The sequence below is a fragment of the Microbacterium azadirachtae genome (assembly GCF_000956505.1).
GTDB classification, from domain to species: domain Bacteria; phylum Actinomycetota; class Actinomycetes; order Actinomycetales; family Microbacteriaceae; genus Microbacterium; species Microbacterium azadirachtae_A.
In genome coordinates this window covers 303,018-321,607 of sequence record NZ_JYIX01000039.1, presented here as the reverse complement: position 1 = coordinate 321,607, position 18,590 = coordinate 303,018, and the positions used below count along the sequence as shown (strand labels likewise).

Annotated in this window: 15 protein-coding genes; 10 read left to right on the top strand and 5 right to left on the bottom strand. The window is 71.4% G+C overall.

All coding sequences use genetic code 11. The annotated features are described in order from the left end of the window. The first annotated feature begins 7 nt into the window (after positions 1-7). Positions 8-382 carry a DUF2568 domain-containing protein gene (locus RS86_RS17730; protein ID WP_045273553.1) on the top strand — a complete coding sequence of 125 codons (375 nt, stop codon included), beginning with the start codon at positions 8-10 and terminating at the stop codon, positions 380-382. 14 nt (positions 383-396) lie between these two features. Here RS86_RS17730 and RS86_RS17725 read toward each other — a convergent pair whose 3' ends face one another. Then, positions 397-1,044, bottom strand: coding sequence for an NAD(P)-dependent oxidoreductase (locus RS86_RS17725; protein ID WP_045273552.1), 648 nt, complete (start codon positions 1,042-1,044; stop codon positions 397-399). Positions 1,045-1,135: 91 nt separating this feature from the next. Then, entirely contained in the window at positions 1,136-2,131 is a 996-nt protein-coding gene (locus RS86_RS17720) for a LacI family DNA-binding transcriptional regulator (RefSeq protein ID WP_045273551.1), read from the bottom strand. 176 nt (positions 2,132-2,307) lie between these two features. Between RS86_RS17720 and RS86_RS17715 the strand changes: the two genes are divergently transcribed. The 5 genes from RS86_RS17715 to RS86_RS17695 are packed head-to-tail and all read left to right on the top strand — an operon-like array spanning position 2,308 to position 8,245. Next, entirely contained in the window at positions 2,308-3,567 is a 1,260-nt protein-coding gene (locus RS86_RS17715) for a sugar ABC transporter substrate-binding protein (protein ID WP_045273550.1), read from the top strand. A gap of 2 nt (positions 3,568-3,569) precedes the next feature. Beyond that, on the top strand, positions 3,570-4,709 hold the full coding sequence (locus RS86_RS17710) for a carbohydrate ABC transporter permease (RefSeq protein ID WP_045273549.1): 1,140 nt from the start codon (positions 3,570-3,572) through the stop codon (positions 4,707-4,709). Then, entirely contained in the window at positions 4,706-5,584 is an 879-nt protein-coding gene (locus tag RS86_RS17705; RefSeq protein WP_045273548.1) for a carbohydrate ABC transporter permease, read from the top strand. The genes RS86_RS17710 and RS86_RS17705 overlap by 4 nt, the downstream gene beginning before the upstream one ends. A 38-nt stretch (positions 5,585-5,622) precedes the next feature. After that, the gene (locus tag RS86_RS17700) at positions 5,623-6,330 is read left to right on the top strand and encodes a peptidase E (RefSeq protein ID WP_235281821.1); all 708 of its coding nucleotides are present in this window, start codon (positions 5,623-5,625) and stop codon (positions 6,328-6,330) included. A gap of 52 nt (positions 6,331-6,382) precedes the next feature. Further along, positions 6,383-8,245: a glycogen debranching N-terminal domain-containing protein gene (locus RS86_RS17695; protein ID WP_045273546.1), complete on the top strand. Its 1,863-nt coding sequence runs from the start codon at positions 6,383-6,385 to the stop codon at positions 8,243-8,245. Between the two features lie 87 nt (positions 8,246-8,332). On the opposite strand, the gene hutI is transcribed toward RS86_RS17695, so the two are convergent. The 3 genes from hutI to hutH form a co-directional block, all read right to left on the bottom strand. Further along, the gene (gene hutI / locus RS86_RS17690; protein ID WP_045273545.1) at positions 8,333-9,514 is read right to left on the bottom strand and encodes an imidazolonepropionase; all 1,182 of its coding nucleotides are present in this window, start codon (positions 9,512-9,514) and stop codon (positions 8,333-8,335) included. A 194-nt stretch (positions 9,515-9,708) separates the two neighbouring features. Next, positions 9,709-11,394: a urocanate hydratase gene (gene hutU / locus RS86_RS17685; protein ID WP_045273544.1), complete on the bottom strand. Its 1,686-nt coding sequence runs from the start codon at positions 11,392-11,394 to the stop codon at positions 9,709-9,711. After that, positions 11,387-12,928, bottom strand: a complete 1,542-nt coding sequence (gene hutH, locus RS86_RS17680; RefSeq protein WP_045273543.1) for a histidine ammonia-lyase — start codon at positions 12,926-12,928, stop codon at positions 11,387-11,389. Before hutH ends, hutU begins: the two co-directional genes overlap by 8 nt. A gap of 382 nt (positions 12,929-13,310) precedes the next feature. Here hutH and RS86_RS17675 point away from each other — a divergent pair, with 382 nt between their 5' ends. From RS86_RS17675 to RS86_RS17660, 4 genes are all read left to right on the top strand, one after another. Next, positions 13,311-14,645, top strand: coding sequence for a purine-cytosine permease family protein (locus RS86_RS17675; protein ID WP_045273542.1), 1,335 nt, complete (start codon positions 13,311-13,313; stop codon positions 14,643-14,645). A gap of 85 nt (positions 14,646-14,730) precedes the next feature. Then, a complete protein-coding gene (locus RS86_RS17670; RefSeq protein WP_045273541.1) occupies positions 14,731-16,278 on the top strand; it encodes a hydantoinase/oxoprolinase N-terminal domain-containing protein in 1,548 nt (515 codons plus the stop codon). A gap of 1 nt (position 16,279) precedes the next feature. Further along, entirely contained in the window at positions 16,280-17,416 is a 1,137-nt protein-coding gene (locus RS86_RS17665; RefSeq protein ID WP_045273540.1) for a DUF917 domain-containing protein, read from the top strand. After that, the gene (locus RS86_RS17660; RefSeq protein WP_045273539.1) at positions 17,413-18,507 is read left to right on the top strand and encodes a DUF917 domain-containing protein; all 1,095 of its coding nucleotides are present in this window, start codon (positions 17,413-17,415) and stop codon (positions 18,505-18,507) included. The genes RS86_RS17665 and RS86_RS17660 overlap by 4 nt, the downstream gene beginning before the upstream one ends. The last annotated feature ends 83 nt before the right edge of the window (positions 18,508-18,590 follow it).

Genomic DNA, 18,590 nt, shown 5'->3' with positions numbered 1-18,590 from the left:
TCCCGCCATGAGCGATCGTCCCGTACGCGATCCGTTCCTCGAGGGCGGCGCTGCCCTGCGCGTCGCCCTGGGGCTGCGGTTCCTGATCGAGCTCGCGCTGCTGGCCGGCGCCGCGATCGCCGCGGTGCGGCTCCTGCCCGGCTGGCCGGGTTGGGTGGTGGCCGTCGTAGCGGTCGCCCTGATCGCACTGGTCTGGGGCCTGCTGCTGTCGCCGAAGGCGCGCCTCGACATCCGCGCCGCGGGAAGGCTGTGCCTGGAGGCGCTGCTCTTCGGCGCGGTCGGCGCCGCGCTCTGGCCGAGCGGACTCGGCCTCGCGGGCGCTGTCCTGTTCGCCGTGTGGGCCCTGGACAGGATCGCCCTGGCTCTCCTCGACCGCGGCTGAGCGCGGCGCGCCCCTCAGAGCTCCCGCAGCGCCTGGTCGATCGGCCGATCCCCTTCGTTGAACCGGATCGTGCGACGGATGGTCGCCGGCTCGACGAGCGTCTGCGCGATCACCTGAGCGACGTCGGCGCGAGAGACGCTGCCCGAGGTCTCCGACGTCGCGTCGATCCGGCCTGTCGGCGCCTCGAGCGTCAGCCGGCTCGGTCCGAGCACGGTCCAGTCGAGCGCCGTCGCACGCAGTGCCTCATCGGCCGCGGCCTTCGCCTCGGCGTAGGCGTGGAACGAGTCCGTCGCGGGGATCCCGTGCGCAGGCGAGGACCCGAAGTACGACACCATCACGTACCGGCCGACGCCGGCGTCGGCCGCCGCCGCCATGGACCGGACCGCGGCGTCGAGGTCGACGGCGATGGTGCGCTCCGCGGATCCGCCTCCCGCGCCGGCCGACCACACGACCGCGTCGTGGTCGGCGATCAGCGTCGCCATCGCCTCCCGCGATGCGGATTCGGCGTCGAAGACGACGGGATCCGCCCCTGTCGCCCGCACGTCGTCGATCTGACCGGCATCGCGGATCACCGCGGTCACCTGGTCGCCGCGTGCCGTGAGGAGGGGTTCGAGCAGGAGGGCCACCTTGCCGTGGCCGCCGAAGATCAGGATCCGTGCCATGCCTCCACGCTATGCCCGATCCTGCGGTCGCGGGCGACGGATCCGGATCCGCTCCCGCGCACGATGCGGCGCGGCCCGTCCCGCCGCCCCGCTAGCGGACGACGAGGCGCGGCTCGATCAGCGCGTGCGCGGTGCCCGCCCGCACATCCCGCGGGGTCACCGCCTCGCCGGTCGGGCCCATGAGCAGCTCCAGCGTCGCCGCCGCGACGTCCTCGGGGCGCTGCTCCACGCTCGAGAAGCCGAGCGCCTCGGCGGTCGGCGTGTTGTCGAAGCCGATCACGGGCACCCTCGCGGATCCCCCCGCCTGCGCGAGGAGCGCACCGATCGCGAGGGAGTCGCTCGCGCAGACCACCGCGTCCACGTCCACGCCCGCGCCCGCCACCACGGCCCGCGCCCTCGCGACGTCCTCCTCGGTGGTCCACCGCGGGCCCTTGGCTCCGGCCGCGGCCATCGCCTCGCGCCAGCCGCGTTCGCGATCGTCGCCGGTGCCCGAGCCCGTCGGCCAGCCCAGGAACGCGACCCTCGGTCCGAAACCCAGCGCGTGCTCCGTGGCGGCGCGCGTGCCGGCGGCGCCGTCGACGTCGACCCACAGATGCTCGGGGGCCGCGAGGTCGTCCTCGCCCCAGGGGCGGCCGAACGCGACGAAAGGCAGCCGGGCCTCGCCCAGCCAGCGAGTGCGCGGGTCGCCGTGGAACGTGCCGGTGATGATCGCGGCGTCGATCTCGGAGCCCTCCCAGAGCTCGGCGAGCCGGGCGATCTCGTCGCCGGCCGTGCGGGCGGCGTACACGAGCATGCGCATGCCGCGCTCGCTCGCGCGTTCGGTGAGGGCGTGCACGAAGCGGTCCAGCACGACGCCGGAGACGCCGCCGACGTAGGGATCCAGGTGGATACCTATCGTCGAACTGCGGCGGGTGCGCAACTGACGGGCTGCGGCATGACGTCGGTAGCCGAGCTCGACGATGGCCTGCTGCACGCGCTCGCGCGTGGCGGGCTTCACGATGGTCGGCGTGTTCAGCACGTTCGACACGGTCTGCCGCGACACACCGGCGCGCAGCGCCACGTCTTCGACGGTCGGCGTCCTGACCATGTCTCTCCCTCCGCGGATCCGGTCCCGGACCCGGGACCACCTTCCCACCTTGACACCCCGGGCTCCTGCCGCCTAGCGTATTCGACACAGAGTTTGATCGTTCAAATTTCTACGACGACGTCCTGTCGTCACCAGAAGCACACATCCTCACCGATGCTCATCAAGGGAGAAGAGACATGACACGGCACAGCACACGCGCCGCGATCGGGGCCGGGGCGCTCGTCCTCGCGGGCGCGATCGCCCTCACCGGATGCGGTTCCGGGTTCTCCGGCGGCGGGAGCGCCACCGGAGACTCGACGCTCACCTCGTCCGACAAGCCGCTGAGCATCCTCATCGGATCGTCCGGCGACGCCGAGACCAAGGCCGTCAACGACGCGGTCTCCGCGTGGTCGAAGACCTCGGGCGTCAAGGCGACCGTGACCGCGGCGAGCGACCTCAACCAGCAGCTCTCGCAGGGATTCGCCTCCGGCTCCCCCGCTGACGTGTTCTACCAGTCCACCGACGCCCTCGCCGGATACGCGTCGAACGGATCCCTGCTCGCGTACGGCGACCAGCTCAAGAACAAGGACGACTTCTACCCGAGCCTGCTCAAGTCCTTCACCTACGACGGCAAGCTCTACTGCGCGCCGAAGGACTTCTCCACGCTGCAGCTGGTCATCAACACCGACATGTGGACGCAGGCGGGGCTCACCGACGCCGACATCCCCAAGACCTGGGACGAGCTCGCGGCCGTCTCGAAGAAGCTCACCGCCGACGGACACGTGGGGCTCTCGATGAGCGGCGAATACGCCCGCGTCGGCGCCTTCATGGTCGCCGCCGGCGGCGGTCTCATGAACGCCGACTCCACCAAGGCCACCGCCGACGCCGAGGGCAACGTGAAGGCGCTCGACTACCTCAAGGGCCTGCTCAACGACGGCTCGATGAAGTTCGCGGCCGATCTCGGATCCGGCTGGGGCGGCGAGGCCCTCGGCACCCAGAAGGCCGCGATGGTCGTGGAGGGCAACTGGATCACCGGCGCCATGACCAGCGATTACCCGACCGTGAAGTACAAGGCGGTCGAGCTGCCCGCCGGCCCCGACGGCAAGAAGGGCACGCTGCAGTTCACGAACTGCTGGGGCATCTCCGCCGACAGCAAGAACCAGAAGGCTGCTCTCGACCTCGTCGAGCACCTGACCAGCGCCGACAGCCAGCTCGCCTTCTCGAAGGCGTTCGGCCCGATGCCGTCGATCAAGTCGGCCGCGGACCAGTGGAAGAAGGACAACGCACCGCTCGTCCCGTTCCTGAACGGCGCGGACTACGCCCAGGGCGTGCCCACGGCCAAGGGCGCGAGCGACGTCGTGACCGACTTCAACGGCAAGCTCGGCTCGCTCGCGACCGGCGACCCGAAGGCGATCCTCGACGCCGCGCAGAAGAACCTGGAAGCTCTGACCAAGTAATCATGGCCTCCTCCACCGTGCGGTCTCGTCGCCCCGCGGGCCACCAGGGTCTGCGGCGCGGTGAGACCGCGTCGGGGTGGCTCTTCACCGCCCCGATGCTGATCCTGCTCGGCCTGTTCCTGGTCGTCCCGGTCCTCATGGCGCTCTGGGTGAGCGTGAGCGACTGGGGCGGGCGGGGCTCGCCCTTCTCCGGCGGCGTCTCGTTCGTCGGCCTGAAGAACTACGCCGCACTGCTGCTCGGCGGCGGACTCGCCGAGGCCGACTTCGGCATGAGCCTGAAGAACAACGCCTGGTACGTGATCCTCGTGGTCCCCAGCCAGACCGCGCTGAGCCTGTTCCTCGCGGTGCTCGTGAACCGGCAGATCCTCAAGGGGCGCGGCTTCTTCCGCACGGCGTTCTACTTCCCCTCGGTGACCAGCTCCGTCGCGATCACCGTCCTGTTCCTGTTCCTGTTCTCCACGACCGGCGCGGTCAACGCGGCGCTCGGATGGCTCGGGATCAACGGGCCGAACTGGCTCAACGACCCGTCCGGGATCCTGCACTTCGGTGTCACGAGCGGGCCTGCGGCGCTCACGCAGGGAAGCTTCCTCGGCGTCTCGTTCTGGGACTGGATCGGCGGCCCCAGCGTCGCGATGTGCGTCTACATCATCATGGCGATCTTCACCACGAGCGGCACATTCATGCTGCTCTTCCTCGCCGCGCTGCAGAACATCTCGGGCGAGGTGCAGGAAGCGGCGATGATGGACGGCGCGAACGGCTGGCAGCGGTTCTGGCGGGTCACCCTGCCGCAGCTGCGGCCGACCCTGTTCACCGTGCTCACGCTGGGCCTCATCGGCTGCTGGCAGATCTTCGACCAGATCTACACCGGCACCAGGGGTCAGCCCGCCAAGACCACCATCACGCCCGCGTACCAGTCGTACCAGTCCTCGTTCCTCAACCAGGAATGGGGCCAGGGCGCCGCGATCGCATTCATCCTGTTCGTGATCATCATGGTCTTCACGCTGGTGCAGCGCTGGGTGCTGCGCGAGCGCGCCGTCTCGCGCCGCCGAAACCGGCCGTACCTGGAGGCGGCCGAGCGTGCCGCCGCCCGCGCGGCGTCCCCCGACAGGGCGCCCGCCGCGAGCGAAGGAGCCCCGCGATGACCGCCACCGCTCCCGCCCCGTTCGTCGCGCGCCGCAAGCGCCGCAGCACGGTGCGGATCGCCTCCACCTCCATCCTGTACGCGCTGCTCATCGCTCTCGCACTCGTGTACATCTACCCGTTCCTGATCCAGGTCGCCACGAGCTTCAAGACAGATCCGGACGCGGCGGCGAGCCCGCTCACGCTGGTGCCGCAGACCTTCACGACGGAGGCGTACACGCAGCTGTTCCTGCGCAGCGACTTCCCCACCTGGTTCAAGAACTCGGTGATCGTGACCATCGTGGTGACGGCGGGCCGGGTGTTCTTCAACTCGCTCGCGGGCTACGCGCTCGCGCGTCTCCGCTTCCGTGGACGGAACGCCGTGTTCGCCGGACTCATCGCCGTGATGAGCGTTCCTGCCGTCGTGCTGCTGATCCCGAAGTTCCTGGTGATCAACACCCTCGGCATGTACGACTCCTACGCGGGCATGATCCTGCCGCTCCTCGTCGACGCCGCCGGGGTGTTCATCATGAAGAACTTCTTCGAGTCGATCCCGGCATCGGTCGAGGAGCAGGCGCGGATCGACGGCGCCGGCACCTTCCGCGTGTTCTGGTCCGTCGTGCTGCCGATGGCTCGTCCTGCGCTGATCACGATCGTGATCCTGTCCTTCCAGGGATCCTGGAACGAGCTGGGGCACTTCATCGTGTCGACGCAGTCGCCCGAGCTCACGACCCTCACGAAGGGCGTGGCGCAGCTCGCGAACGGACAGCTCAGTCAGGGCCGTCAGTACCCGCTCAAGCTCGCCGCGGCGATCATCATGACGATCCCGGTGGCCGTGATGTTCTTCCTCTTCCAGAAGCGGATCATGAACTCGAGCGACGGGGCGGTGAAGGAGTGACGGCCCAGGAGCCTACGATCCTCGCCACCTGCGGAGGCATGGTCGACGGAGGGTGGCAGGACACCGCCTACGGGCCCCTGCTGCACTTCGCGATCGAGCTCGCCGGCGTCGCGGGACGCACACCACGGGTCGCGCACGTGAACACCGCCGGAGGCGATCCGCGGTTCGTCGAGGGCGCGGAGCTTGAGGCGGCGCGCGCGGCCGGCGTCGAGGGCAGCCACATCCGGCTGTTCCCGCACCCGAACCACGAGCGCCTCGCCGAGCATGTGCTCAGCCGCGACGTGATCTGGGTGAGCGGCGGCAGCGTCGTGAACCTGCTCGCCCTCTGGCGCGCGCACGGGCTCGACGATCTGCTGCGGCAGGCGTGGAAGGCCGGCGTCGTGCTCGCGGGCGGATCCGCCGGCGGACTGTGCTGGCACAGCGGCGGCACGACCACGTCGTTCGGCCCCGACGCGCAGGTGGTCGCCGACGGCCTCGGCCTCCTGCCCGGATCCTTCAGCCCCCACCACGACTCGCAGCCGACCCGGCGGCCGGCCTTCCGCGACGCCATCGCGGCGGGCCGGATCCCGCCCGGGTACGGCGTCGAGGAGGGCGCCGGCCTGCTCTACCGCGGCACCGCGCTCGTCGAGGTCGTGGCCGAGCGCCCCGGCGCGGGCGCCTGGTCCGTCTCGGCCGACGGCGTCGAGGAGCGCCTGCCCGCCCGCGTCCTTCCCGCCCACGTCCTTCCCTCCCTCTCACTGTCCTGAACACCGCCCGTCGGGCCGACCGCCCGCGCATCGCCCCTCACGAAGGAGCCCCATGACCGACACCCCGCTGCAGCCCCTCCTGAACGACGCCGTGATCGCCCTCCAGGCGCCGACCCAGGTGTGGTCGGACGAGACCGGAGATATGGGGTCCGCGCCGATCCACGGCGTCTATCACGGCGACGTGCGGCACGTGCGCGCGCTGACCATCGCCGTCGAGGGCACGGCGATCGAGACGATCGCCGGCTCCTCCCCCGCCCCCCAGCAGGCCGTCTTCGCGGCCGTGCTGCGCGGCATCGACGACGACCAGCCCGACCCGAAGGTGCGGCTCGACCGCACGCGCACGGTGCGCGCCGGCGAGGTCGTCGAGCGGATCGTGGTCTCCTCGCACCGCGAGGTGCCCGTTCCCGTCGCGCTGACCGTGACGCTCGTGCCCGACTTCGAGCCGCTGCAGCGCGTCAAAGCGGGGCTCCCCGACGACGGGGCCTGGGGCTGGGACGGAGAACGCGCGTCCTCGGGCTCGGCATCGTTCGCGCTGACGGCTCCGGGCGCGACGATCGGGGTCGAGGGAGCGGCGATCGCGATCCGCTGGACGACCGTGCTCGCGCCGCGTGCGGCGGTCGAGTTCTCCTTCGCTCTGTCGCTCGAGGACGCGGCCCTCGTGGTGACGGCGCCGGCGACGGAGGCCAGGGCCGCGGTTCCCTCGACGAGCGATCCGCGCCTGCACCGCTGGCTGGACCGCGCCGCCGGCGACCTCGCCGCGCTGCGCCTCGCCCTGCCGGCGCACCCGGACGACGCGTTCTACGCCGCGGGCGCACCCTGGTTCTTCACGCTGTTCGGCCGCGACTCGATCTGGGCCGCGCGACTCGCGCTGAGCCAGGATCCGGCGATCGCCGCGTCCACGCTGCGGGTCCTCGCCCGTCTGCAGGGCACGAAGAAGGATCCGGCCACCGCCGAGGCCCCCGGCAAGATCCCGCACGAGCTGCGCAGCGGCGCACTGTCGCTGCCGAACGAGGGCGTGCACCTCCCCCCGCTGTACTACGGCACGGTCGACGCCACCCCGCTCTGGGTGTGCCTGCTCGCCGACGCGCGCGACGCGGGCATGCCAGAGGCCGAGGTGCGCGACCTGCTGCCGAGCCTGCGCGCGGCGCTGGGCTGGATGACCGAGCACGGCGACGCGAGCGGATCCGGATTCATCGACTATGTCGACGAGACAGGACACGGCCTCGCGAACCAGGGCTGGAAGGACTCCGGCGATTCGATCCAGTGGCGCAACGGCCGGCTCGCCGAGGGCCCGATCGCGCTCAGTGAGGTGCAGGCCTACGCCTACGAGGCCGCAGTGCGGGGCGCCGATCTGCTCGATGCCCTGGGCGAGGACGGCGGCGACGCGCTGCGCACCTGGGCCGCGGACCTGCGCGCCCGGTTCCGCGCCTCCTACTGGGTGACGACGCCCGAGGGGCGCTACCCGGCGATCGCACTCGATGCGCACGGCGCCGCGGTCGACACCCTCACGAGCAACATCGGCCACCTGATCGGCACGGGGCTGCTGGATCCCGAGGAGGAGCACGCATGCGCGGACCTCCTGCTCGGCGACTCGATGTCGAGCGGCTTCGGGATCCGCACGATGTCGTCGGGGGCGGCGGGATTCTGGCCGCTCAGCTACCACGGCGGCAGCGTCTGGGCGCACGACACCGCGGTCGCCGTGCACGGGATGCTCCGCGCTGGTCTCCGCGACGAGGCGGCCGCGGTCGCCCGTCAGCTCGTGGACGCCGCAGAGGGCTTCGACTACCGGATGCCGGAGCTGCACGCCGGCGACGCCCGCACCCCTGGCGTCACCCCCGTGCCGTATCCCGCATCGTGCCGCCCGCAGGCCTGGTCGGCGGCGGCCGCCGTGGTCTGCGCCGACGCGCTGGGCTGAGACCGCATCCCCGGGCTCGTTGAGCGAGCGCCGGCGCAGCCGGAGCGAGACGAAACGCGGTGATCCTTCGGGAAACCGCGTTTCGTCTCAGACCGCGCGCACGCCGTCCTTCCACACGGCGTCCACGAGCGGCACGCCGGGACGGTAGGCCAGGTGCACGCGGCTCGGGCTCTTCAGCAGCACCAGGTCGGCGCGCAGGCCCGGGGCGATGCGGCCGATGTCGGTGCGGCGCAGGGCCGCCGCTCCCCCGGCCGTCGCCGCGTGGATCGCCTCGGCGACCGTCATCCGCATGTCGCGCACGGCGACCGCGATGCAGAACGGCATCGACGAGGTGAAGCTCGAACCCGGGTTCGTGTCGCACGCGATCGCCACGGTCACGCCGGCGTCGATGAGCCGGCGGGCGTCGGGATAGGGCTGCCGGGTGGAGAACTCGACGCCGGGCAGCAGCGTGAGCACGGTCTCGGACCCGGCGAGCGCGGTCACGTCGTCCTCGGTGAGGTAGGTGCCGTGATCGATCGAGGCGGCACCGAGTTCGACGGCCAGCTGCACGCCCTCTCCGGGGCCGAGCTGGCTCGCGTGCACGCGCGGCTGCAGCCCGCGGGCGATGCCGGCCTCGAGCACGCGACGCGACTGGGGCACGGTGAACGCCCCGGTCTCGCAGAACACGTCGATCCACTTGGCATGCGGAGCGCAGGCATCGAGCATCTCGCCTGTCACGAGCGCGACGTAGTCGTCGCCGCGATCGGCGTACTCGGCCGGCACGACGTGCGCGCCCAGGAAGGTGACCTCGGGGGTGACTTCGGCCGCAAGGCGCACCAGGCGCTCCTCGGTCGCGACGTCGAGACCGTAGCCGCTCTTGATCTCCACGGTCGTGGTGCCCTGCGCGAGCATCTCGTCCAGGAATCCGCGCAGGCGGATCCGCAGTTCGTCGTCGGTCGCGGCCCTGGTCGCGGCGACCGTGGAACGGATGCCGCCGGCGGCATACTTCTGGCCCTGCATCCGTGCCTCGAACTCCGCGGCGCGGTCGCCGCCGAAGACGAGGTGGCTGTGGCTGTCCACGAAACCGGGGATCACCGCACGCCCCTCGGCGTCGATCGTCTCCTCGGCGTCCGGCGCGTCCGCTGCCGGGCCGACCCATGCGATCCGGTCCCCGTCGATGAGCACGGCGGCGTCGTGGAGGGTGCCGCAGGGGTCGTCGCCCGCTTCGACATGCTCAGGGACCGGGGCGTTCGTCGTGAGTTCGCCGATGTTCGTGATCAGGATCCGCATGTGTCCTCCGCGATTGGTGTCGCCACTGCTCGATCATGTCCCACTTTCGGCTCCGGATCCGGCTTCTGAGGAGCCAGAACCGGGACATCGGCCGGCCAAAAGTGGGACACGGTGGGTGGTCGCGCCCCGCCCTGCGTTCCCCCATCCCCCGACGAGGTGCGCAGAGCGGGACGCCGTCTGTGTCCGAGCCCGGCTCAGAGCCCCATCGGGACCTTGAGACCGCGCTCGCGCGCGATGTCCTTCGCGTGGTCGTAGCCCGCGTCGACGTGACGCATGACGCCGGTGCCGGGGTCGTTCGTGAGCACGCGCTCGAGCTTCTCGGCGGCCAGCGCGGATCCGTCCGCCACGGTCACCTGACCGGCGTGGATGGAGCGGCCGATGCCGACGCCGCCGCCGTGGTGCAGCGAGACCCAGCTCGCGCCGGAGGCCGTGTTCAGCAGCGCGTTGAGCAGCGGCCAGTCGGCGATCGCGTCGGATCCGTCCTTCATGGCCTCGGTCTCGCGGTACGGGCTGGCGACCGAGCCGGAGTCGAGGTGGTCGCGGCCGATCACGATGGGAGCCGCGAGCTCGCCGGAGGCGACCATCTCGTTGAACTTGAGGCCGGCGAGGTGGCGCTCCTTGTAACCCAGCCAGCAGATGCGGGCGGGCAGGCCTTCGAAGTGGACCTTCTCACTGGCCTTCTCCAGCCAGCGGTGCAGGGCGGCGTCCTCCGGGAAGAGCTCCGCGATCGCACGGTCGGTCTTGTAGATGTCCTCGGGGTCGCCCGAGAGCGCTGCCCAGCGGAAGGGACCGCGGCCCTCTTCGAACTGCGGGCGGATGTACGCCGGGACGAAGCCGGGGAACTCGAACGCGCGGTCGAAGCCTCCCAGGACCGCCTCGGCGCGGATCGAGTTGCCGTAGTCGAACACCGCGGCGCCCGCGTCCTGGAACGCGACCATGGCGGCGACGTGCGCAGCCATGGACTCACGGGAGCGGCGCGTGAACTCCTCGGGATCGCGCTCGGCCTCGGCCTTCCAGTCCGCCACCGAGATGCCGAGCGGCAGGTACGCCAGCGGGTCGTGCGCGCTGGTCTGGTCCGTCACGATGTCGATCGGGACACCGCGGCGGAACAGCTCCGGGAAGACCTCGGCCGCGTTGCCGACGATGCCGACGGACAGTGCCTCGCCTGCCTCCTTGGCGGCGACGGCGCGCGCGATGGCCTCGTCGAGGTCGGTGTAGTAGACGTCCAGGTAGCCGTGGTCCACCCGGCGCGCGAGGCGCGACTCGTCGACGTCCACGATGAGGCAGGCGCCGTCGTTGAGGGTGACGGCGAGCGGCTGCGCACCGCCCATGCCGCCCGCGCCGCCGGTGAGAGACAGCGTGCCCTTGAGGGAGTCCTTGCCGAGCGAGCGGGCGACCGCCGCGAACGTCTCGTAGGTGCCCTGCAGGATGCCCTGGGATCCGATGTAGATCCAGGATCCGGCCGTCATCTGGCCGTACATCATCAGGCCCTCGGCCTCGAGCTTGCGGAACTCGGGCCACGTCGCCCAGTCGCCGACGAGGTTGGAGTTGGCGATGAGCACGCGCGGCGCCCACTCGTGCGTGCGGAACACGCCGACCGGCTTGCCGGACTGCACGAGCAGAGTCTCATCGGGCTCGAGCTCGTCGAGAGTGCGCACGATCGCGTCGTACGCCTCCCAGCTGCGCGCGGCGCGGCCGGTGCCGCCGTAGACGACGAGGTCCTCCGGATGCTCGGCGACCTCGGGGTCGAGGTTGTTCATGAGCATCCGCTTTGCCGCCTCGGCGCCCCAGCTCTTCGCGGTGCGCTCATTGCCGCGGATCGCACGGATCGAGCGGGTCGGATCCGACAGGGTCGGGCCCGTGGTGGTGGTGTCAGTCATTCGCGTGCTCCTTCGCAATCGCAGCGATGCGGCCGGACTGCACGAGCGCAGCGACGGCCTCCATGTCAGGGCTGAGGAATCGGTCGGGGCCGGGGCCTCCGGCCACGGTGCGGACGAGGTCGCGGACCGCGCCGGTGGCGGGGCCGGCCTCGAGCGGCGCGCGCAGGTCGAGTGCGCGGGCGCCGGTGAGGATCTCGATCGCGAGGACGCGGCCGAGGCCGTCGATCGCGCGGCGGAGCTTGCGGGCCGCGGCCCAGCCCATCGAGACGTGATCCTCCTGCATCGCGGAGGACGGGATGGAGTCGACCGACGCGGGCACCGCGAGGCGCTTGAGCTCGGAGACGATGCCGGCCGCGGCGTACTGCGCGATCATGAGGCCGGAGTCGACGCCTACCTCGTCCGCGAGGAACGGCGGGAGGCCATGGCTGCGGGCGGGGTCGAGGGCGCGGTCGGTGCGGCGCTCGGCGACCGAGGCGACGTCGGCGACGGAGATCGCGAGGAAGTCCAGCACGGCGGCCACGGGAGCGCCGTGGAAGTTGCCGTTCGACTCGATGCGGCCGTCGCTGGTCACGACGGGGTTGTCCACGACGCTCGAGAGCTCGCGCTCGGCGATCGTGGTCGCGTACGAGGCGGTGTCACGGGCGGCGCCATGCACCTGCGGCGAGCAGCGCAGCGAGTAGGCGTCCTGCACGCGGCCGTCGTCGGGGCCCTTGTGGCTCGCGACCATCGGAGAGGATCCGAGGAACCCGCGCAGGTGCGAGGCGGAGACGGCTTGGCCGATCTGCGGACGCAGCGCCATGAGGTCGGCGGCGAAGACCGCGTCGGTGCCGAGCTGCGACTCGATCGACATCGCAGCGGAGATGTCGGCCGTGATGAGGAGGTCCTCGAGGTCGTGCAGGGCGAGCACGAGCATGCCGAGCATGCCGTCGGTGCCGTTGATGAGGGCGAGGCCCTCCTTCTCCACGAGCTCGAGCGGCGCGATGCCCGCCATGGCGAGCGCATCGGCGGCGGGGACGAGGTCGCCCGCGGCGTTGCGCACGTCACCCTCACCCATGCTGGCGAGCGCGATGTGCGCGAGCGGGGCGAGGTCGCCAGAGCAGCCCAGAGAGCCGTACTCGCGGACGATCGGGGTGATGCCGGCGTTGAGCATCGCGGCGTAGGTCTCGACGACCTGGGGGCGCACACCCGTGTGGCCCGAGGCGAGGGTCTGCAGGCGTAGCAGCTGCAGCGCGCGGATGACCTCGGTCTCGACCTCGGCGCCGGTGCCGGCGGCGTGCGAGCGGATCAGGCTCTGCTGCAGCTGACGACGACGCTCGGGCGCGATGAACGTGGTGGCGAGGGCGCCGAAGCCGGTCGAGACGCCGTAGTGCGGGTGCGGATCCGCGGCCAGACCGTCGATCACGCCGCGGGCGGCCGCGACGCGGTCCAGCGCTCCTGCGTCGATCGCGACGGGGGCGTGGTGGCGGGCGACGGCGACGACATCCTCGGGGCGCAGCGGCGCCGCACCGATGGTGACGGGGGAAGTGTGGGGCATGAGACGATTCCACACCCTCACCCGCCGCTCGGACAGGGCGCAGGACGACGTCCTGTCTGGTATTCCAGACAACCGGCCGGAGCCGCGCATCGCTCGAATCGGGGGCACAGCTCGAGTGCACCGGATCCTGCCGAGCGCACGGGCACCCGGCGTCAACGACCCGTGCACCCGGCAGCAACCCGTGCACCCGGCAGCAACCCGTGCACCCGGCGGGCGCAGGAGTCACACGCGCCGCGGCCGCAAGCGCCACCAGGACACAGGCGGGGCCCAATGTGCGCACTGTCGAACGAATAGCCAGATCAGTGCAGATCGCACATGGTGGGCTGGGCGGTGCGTCACTAGCGTGAGCGGAACCATCCTCTTCCGCCCGAAGGAACCCACCATGGCCCGTATCGCGCCGCACGACGACTTCGCCCTCTCCCGCGTGACTCCCGAAGCACGAAAGCCCTGGTTCGGCATCGCCGTGCAGCGCTTCGGCCAGGTCTCCGCACTGTCGCAGTTCCTGCTCGGCGCCACTCTCGGCTACGGGATGACCTTCGGCGACGCCGCCCTCGCGTTCCTGCTCGGATCCGTCATCCTCGAGGTCATCATGTGCATCGTCGGCTTCATCGGACAGCGCGAGGGCCTGAACACGGCGCTCCTCGCCCGCTGGACCGGCTTCGGCGAGATCGGCGCCGCGCTCGTGGGGCTCGCGATCGGCATCAGCCTCATCGGCTGGTTCGGCATCCAGTCCGCGATCTCCGCGCAGTCGCTCGACGCCCTCATGCCCGGCGTGCTGCCGACCTGGCTGTGGAGCCTGCTGTTCGGCCTCGCCGTCACGGCCATCGTCGCCTTCGGCTTCCTCGGCATGCAGTGGCTCGCGAACATCACCGTGCCCCTGTTCCTCGTGCTCGTGGGCTGGTCCGTGATCTCGGAGCTCAGCCGCCACGACCTCGGCACGCTGCTGACGAGCCCGGCTCCGGGTCCGCACATCAGCGTCTGGGCCGGTACCGGCATCGTCGCGGGCGGCCTCATCGTGGGCGCCATCATCACGGGCGACATGACGCGCTTCAACCGCTCCCGCGCCGACGTGATCAAGCAGACCGTCGTGGGCGTGACCCTCGGCGAGTTCGTCATCGGCCTCGCCGGCGTGCTGCTCGCCCACGCCGCGCGGTCGGGCGACATCGTCGCGATCGTCACGAGCTCGGTGGGGCTGGTCGGCCTCATCATCGTCATCACCGGAACGCTCAAGATCAACGACTGGAACCTCTACTCCTCGGCCCTGGGCCTCGTGAACTTCGTCTCCACGACCTTCGGCAAGAACCTGCACCGGGTGACGACGACGATCGTCCTCGGCATCGTCGGATCCGTCCTCGCGGCGGCAGGGATCCTCGGGCAGTTCACCCAGTTCCTCATCGTGCTGAGCGTGGCGTTCCCGCCGATCGCGGGAATCATGGTCGCCGAGTACTTCATCGTCCGCCGCTGGCGCGGCGAGCTCGACGCCAGCCGCGAGGAGGGCGTGCTGCCCGCCTCCGCGCCGCGCATCGTGCCGGCCACGATCGTGGTCTGGCTGGTCTCCTCGCTCGTCGGCTACTTCGTGACCTGGGGGATCCCGTCCCTCATCAGCCTGTTCCTGTCGATGGTCCTGTACATCGCGGCGGGCAAGCTGGGCCTCGTCCGCGGCGTCGGCGCCGTCCCCACCCGTCAGGCCGATCCCGCCGAGGCTGCGGCCGCCTGACCTCAGACTCCGTCGCGGGGTGCGGCGCCTTCCGACGCCCCGCGACGGGACCATTCGTTCCAGAACCACCGAGAAAGCGAGAACCATGCACATCGGCATCGACGTCGGCGGCACCAACACGGATGCCGTCCTCATGGACGGCGCCCACACCCTCGCCGGGGTGAAGCACTCGACCACCCCCGACGTGACCGACGGGATCGTGCAGGCGATCGAGGATCTGCGCGCGCACCACCCGTTCGAGGGCTCCGACATCGAGGCCGTCATGATCGGCACGACGCACTTCATCAACGCGCTCGTGCAGGCCAGCCGCCTCGCGCCGACCGCCGCCCTGCGGCTCGGCCTGCCCGCGACCCGCGCCCTGCCCCCGCTCATCGACTGGCCCGGCGAGCTCGTCGAGGCCGCCCAGGCGCGCAGCTACCTCGCGCACGGCGGCTACGAGTTCGACGGCCGCCCGATCTCGCCGCTCGACCCGGAGGAGCTGCGCGGGATCGCGGAGGACATGAAGACGCACGGGATCCGCTCTGTCGCGATCTCCGCCGTGTTCAGCCCGGTCAACCACGACCTCGAGGTCCGCGCCGCGGAGATCCTGGGCGAGGTCCTCGGCGCCGACGTCGCGATCTCGCTCTCGCACGAGATCGGCCGGATCGGCATCCTCGAGCGGGAGAACGCCACGATCATCAACGCCGCGCTGCGCGAACTCGCCTCGGAGATCGTCGACGGCCTCACCGCCGCCGTCCGCGCCCACGGCATCGAGGCGCCCATCTTCCTCAGCCAGAACGACGGCACGCTCATGGACGACGAGTACGTGCGCCGCTATCCGGTGGCGACCTTCGCCTCCGGCCCGACGAACTCGATGCGCGGAGCCGCGGCCACGAGCGGCTTGCAGGACTGCGCCGTGATCGACGTGGGCGGCACGACCGCGGACATCGGCCTGCTCGTGAACGGCTTCCCCCGCGAGACCGCGAACGAGGTCAAGGTCGCCGGCATCCGCACCAACTTCCGGATGCCCGACGTGCTCTCGCTCGGGATCGGCGGCGGAAGCATCGTCGACACGGAGACGGCCGAGGTCGGCCCCTCCTCGGTCGGCTACCGCCTGGGCACCGAGGCGCTCGTCTTCGGCGGCTCGACGCTCACCGCGACCGACATCGCCGTCGCGGCGGGACGCGCCACGGTCGGCGACCCGGAGAAGGTCGCTCACCTCGATCCCGCCTTCGTGGCACGCGTGCTCGCACGTATCGCCGAGCGCGTCGCGGAGGCCGTCGACCGCATGCGCACCTCCCCCGACCCCATCGCGGTCGTGGCGGTCGGCGGCGGATCCATCCTGCTGCCGGACGTGCTGGAGCCGTTCGGCCCCGTGCACCGCCCGGAGAACTACGCGGTCGCGAACGCGATCGGCGCCTCGATCGCCCAGGTCGGCGGCGAGATCGACAAGGTCTACGCGATCGCCCCCGGCGCGCGCGACGAGACCATCGCCGCAGTCCGCGCCGAGGCCGTCGACAAGGCGATCGCGGCCGGCGCGAAGCCGTCCACGGTCGCGATCATCGACTTCGACGAGGTCCCGATCCCCTACCTGCCCGGCAACGCGACGCGCATCCGCGCGAAGGCCGTCGGCGACCTGGACATGGGGGCCTGAGGTGGGCTGGCAGATCGACACCGCGCAGATCGAGGACCTCGCGCGCGGCGCCGCCGTGTTCGGCACCGGAGGCGGCGGCGATCCCTACATCGGATCCCTCCTCGCCCGGCAGGCGCTGTCGGGCGGGCCCGTCCCTGTCCTCGACCTCGCCGAGGTCCCGGACGATGCGCACGTGCTGTTCGTCGCGATGATGGGCGCCCCGACCGTCATGGTCGAGAAGCTCCCGAGCCTGGACGAGGTCGTCGAACCCGTGCGCGCCCTGGGCTCGCACCTCGGCCGTCCGGTCACCCATATCGCGTGCGCCGAGGTCGGCGGCGTGAACTCGACGATCCCGGTCGCGGCCGCCGCGGCTCTCGGGCTGCCGCTCGTGGACGCCGACGGCATGGGCCGCGCGTTCCCGGAACTGCAGATGGTGCTGCCCACGCTGCTCGGCGTCACGGCCTCGCCGCTCGCACTCAGCGATGAGAAGGGCAACATCGCGGTGCTGCAGACCGTCGACAACACCTGGACGGAGCGGATCGCGCGCGTCGCGACGGTCGAGATGGGCTGCTCGACGATGATCGCCGGGTTCTCGATGACCGGCGCGCAGGCCCGTGCGGGTCTCGTCGGCGGCTCGCTCTCGCGGTGCATCACGGTGGGGCGGGCGATCGCGGAGGCCCGCGCGGCGAAGACGGATCCCGTCGAGGCCGCGGTCCGCGAGCTCGCCGGACGCGAGCTCTTCGACGGGAAGGTCGTCGACGTGCAGCGCGCCACGACGACCGGATTCGCCCGTGGCCGCGCCAGGATCGAGAGCGAGGGCGGCACCGCGCTCACCCTGCAGTTCCAGAACGAGCACCTCGTCGCCGAGGCCGACGGGCGGATCCTCGCGACCACCCCCGATCTCATCATGGTCGTCGAGGGCGAGTCCGGGGAGCCGATCACGACCGAGGCCCTCCGCTACGGCCAGCGCGTGCGCGTGCTCGCGGCCCCGGCCGACGAGCGCTGGCACTCCGCCGAGGCGCTCGCGATGGTCGGTCCCGGTTACTTCGGCTACGACATGCCCGCGCACCGCTTCGACGGGACCGTCTCGCACGGTGCCGGATCGAGCGGGGCGGAGCCGGCTCACGAGGCGTCGCGCGAGCGGATCGAGGCGCGATGAGCTGGCTGCTCACGGCGGCGGACCTCCCCGACCTCGCGCGCGGCGCCACGCTGCTCGGCACGGGCGGCGGCGGCGATCCCTACATCGGCAGCAAGCTCGTCGAACGGGTGCTCGGCGACGGCGCGATCACGATCCTGGATCCGGAGGAGCTCGCGGACGACCTGTTCGTGATCCCGACGGCGCAGATGGGCGCACCGACCGTGATGATCGAGAAGATCCCGGCGGGCACCGAGCCCACGCTCGCGCTGCGGGCGCTCGAGGCGCACCTGGGGCGCACCGCCGACGCCACCATGCCGATCGAATGCGGCGGGATCAACTCGATGATCCCGCTCGTCGTCGCCGCCGAGACCGGGCTTCCGGTGGTCGACGCGGACGGCATGGGCCGCGCCTTCCCCGAGCTGTCCATGGAGACGTTCGCGGTGTACGGCGTGCACGGCTCACCTCTCGCCCTCGCCGGCGAGCGCGGGGAGACGGTCATCATCGACACCGGCGACGACGACCGCCAGATGGAGTGGCTCGCCCGCGCGATCACCATCCGGCTCGGCGGCGTGGGCCACATCGCCGAGTACGCGATGACCGGCGCGGACGTGCGCCGCACCGCTGTCCCCCGCACGATCTCGATGGCGCTCGCCCTCGGGCGTGCGATCCGCGAGGCCCGCGAGCAGCACCGCTCCCCCTTCGAGGCGATCGCCGACACGCTCTCCCGCACCCTGTACTCCCACCTGCGCGAGCTCACCGTGGGCAAGGTCGTCGACGTCGAGCGCCGCACCACCGAGGGATTCGCGAAGGGACGCGCGGTGATCGCGCCGCTCGAGGGCGAAGGGACGTTCGAGATCCTCTTCCAGAACGAGAACCTCATCGCGCGGCGCGACGGCGAGGTCGTCGCGATCGTGCCGGATCTCATCTGCGTCGTGGATCACGAGACGGCCGAGCCGATCACGACCGAGGGGCTGCGCTACGGCCAGCGCGTGCGCGTGCTCGGCATCTCGACGCCGGACATGATGCGCACCGAGGGCGCACTCGCAGCCTTCGGCCCCTCCGCCTTCGGACTCGCCGAGCCGTTCCTCCCTGTCGAGCGGCTCGGCTCCTGAGACCGGCCCTCTCCGCACTCGACTCGCCGAGACCCCCTCGGCGCATCCGAACCCCTCCGCAGCGACGCAACTGACGGGGGGTC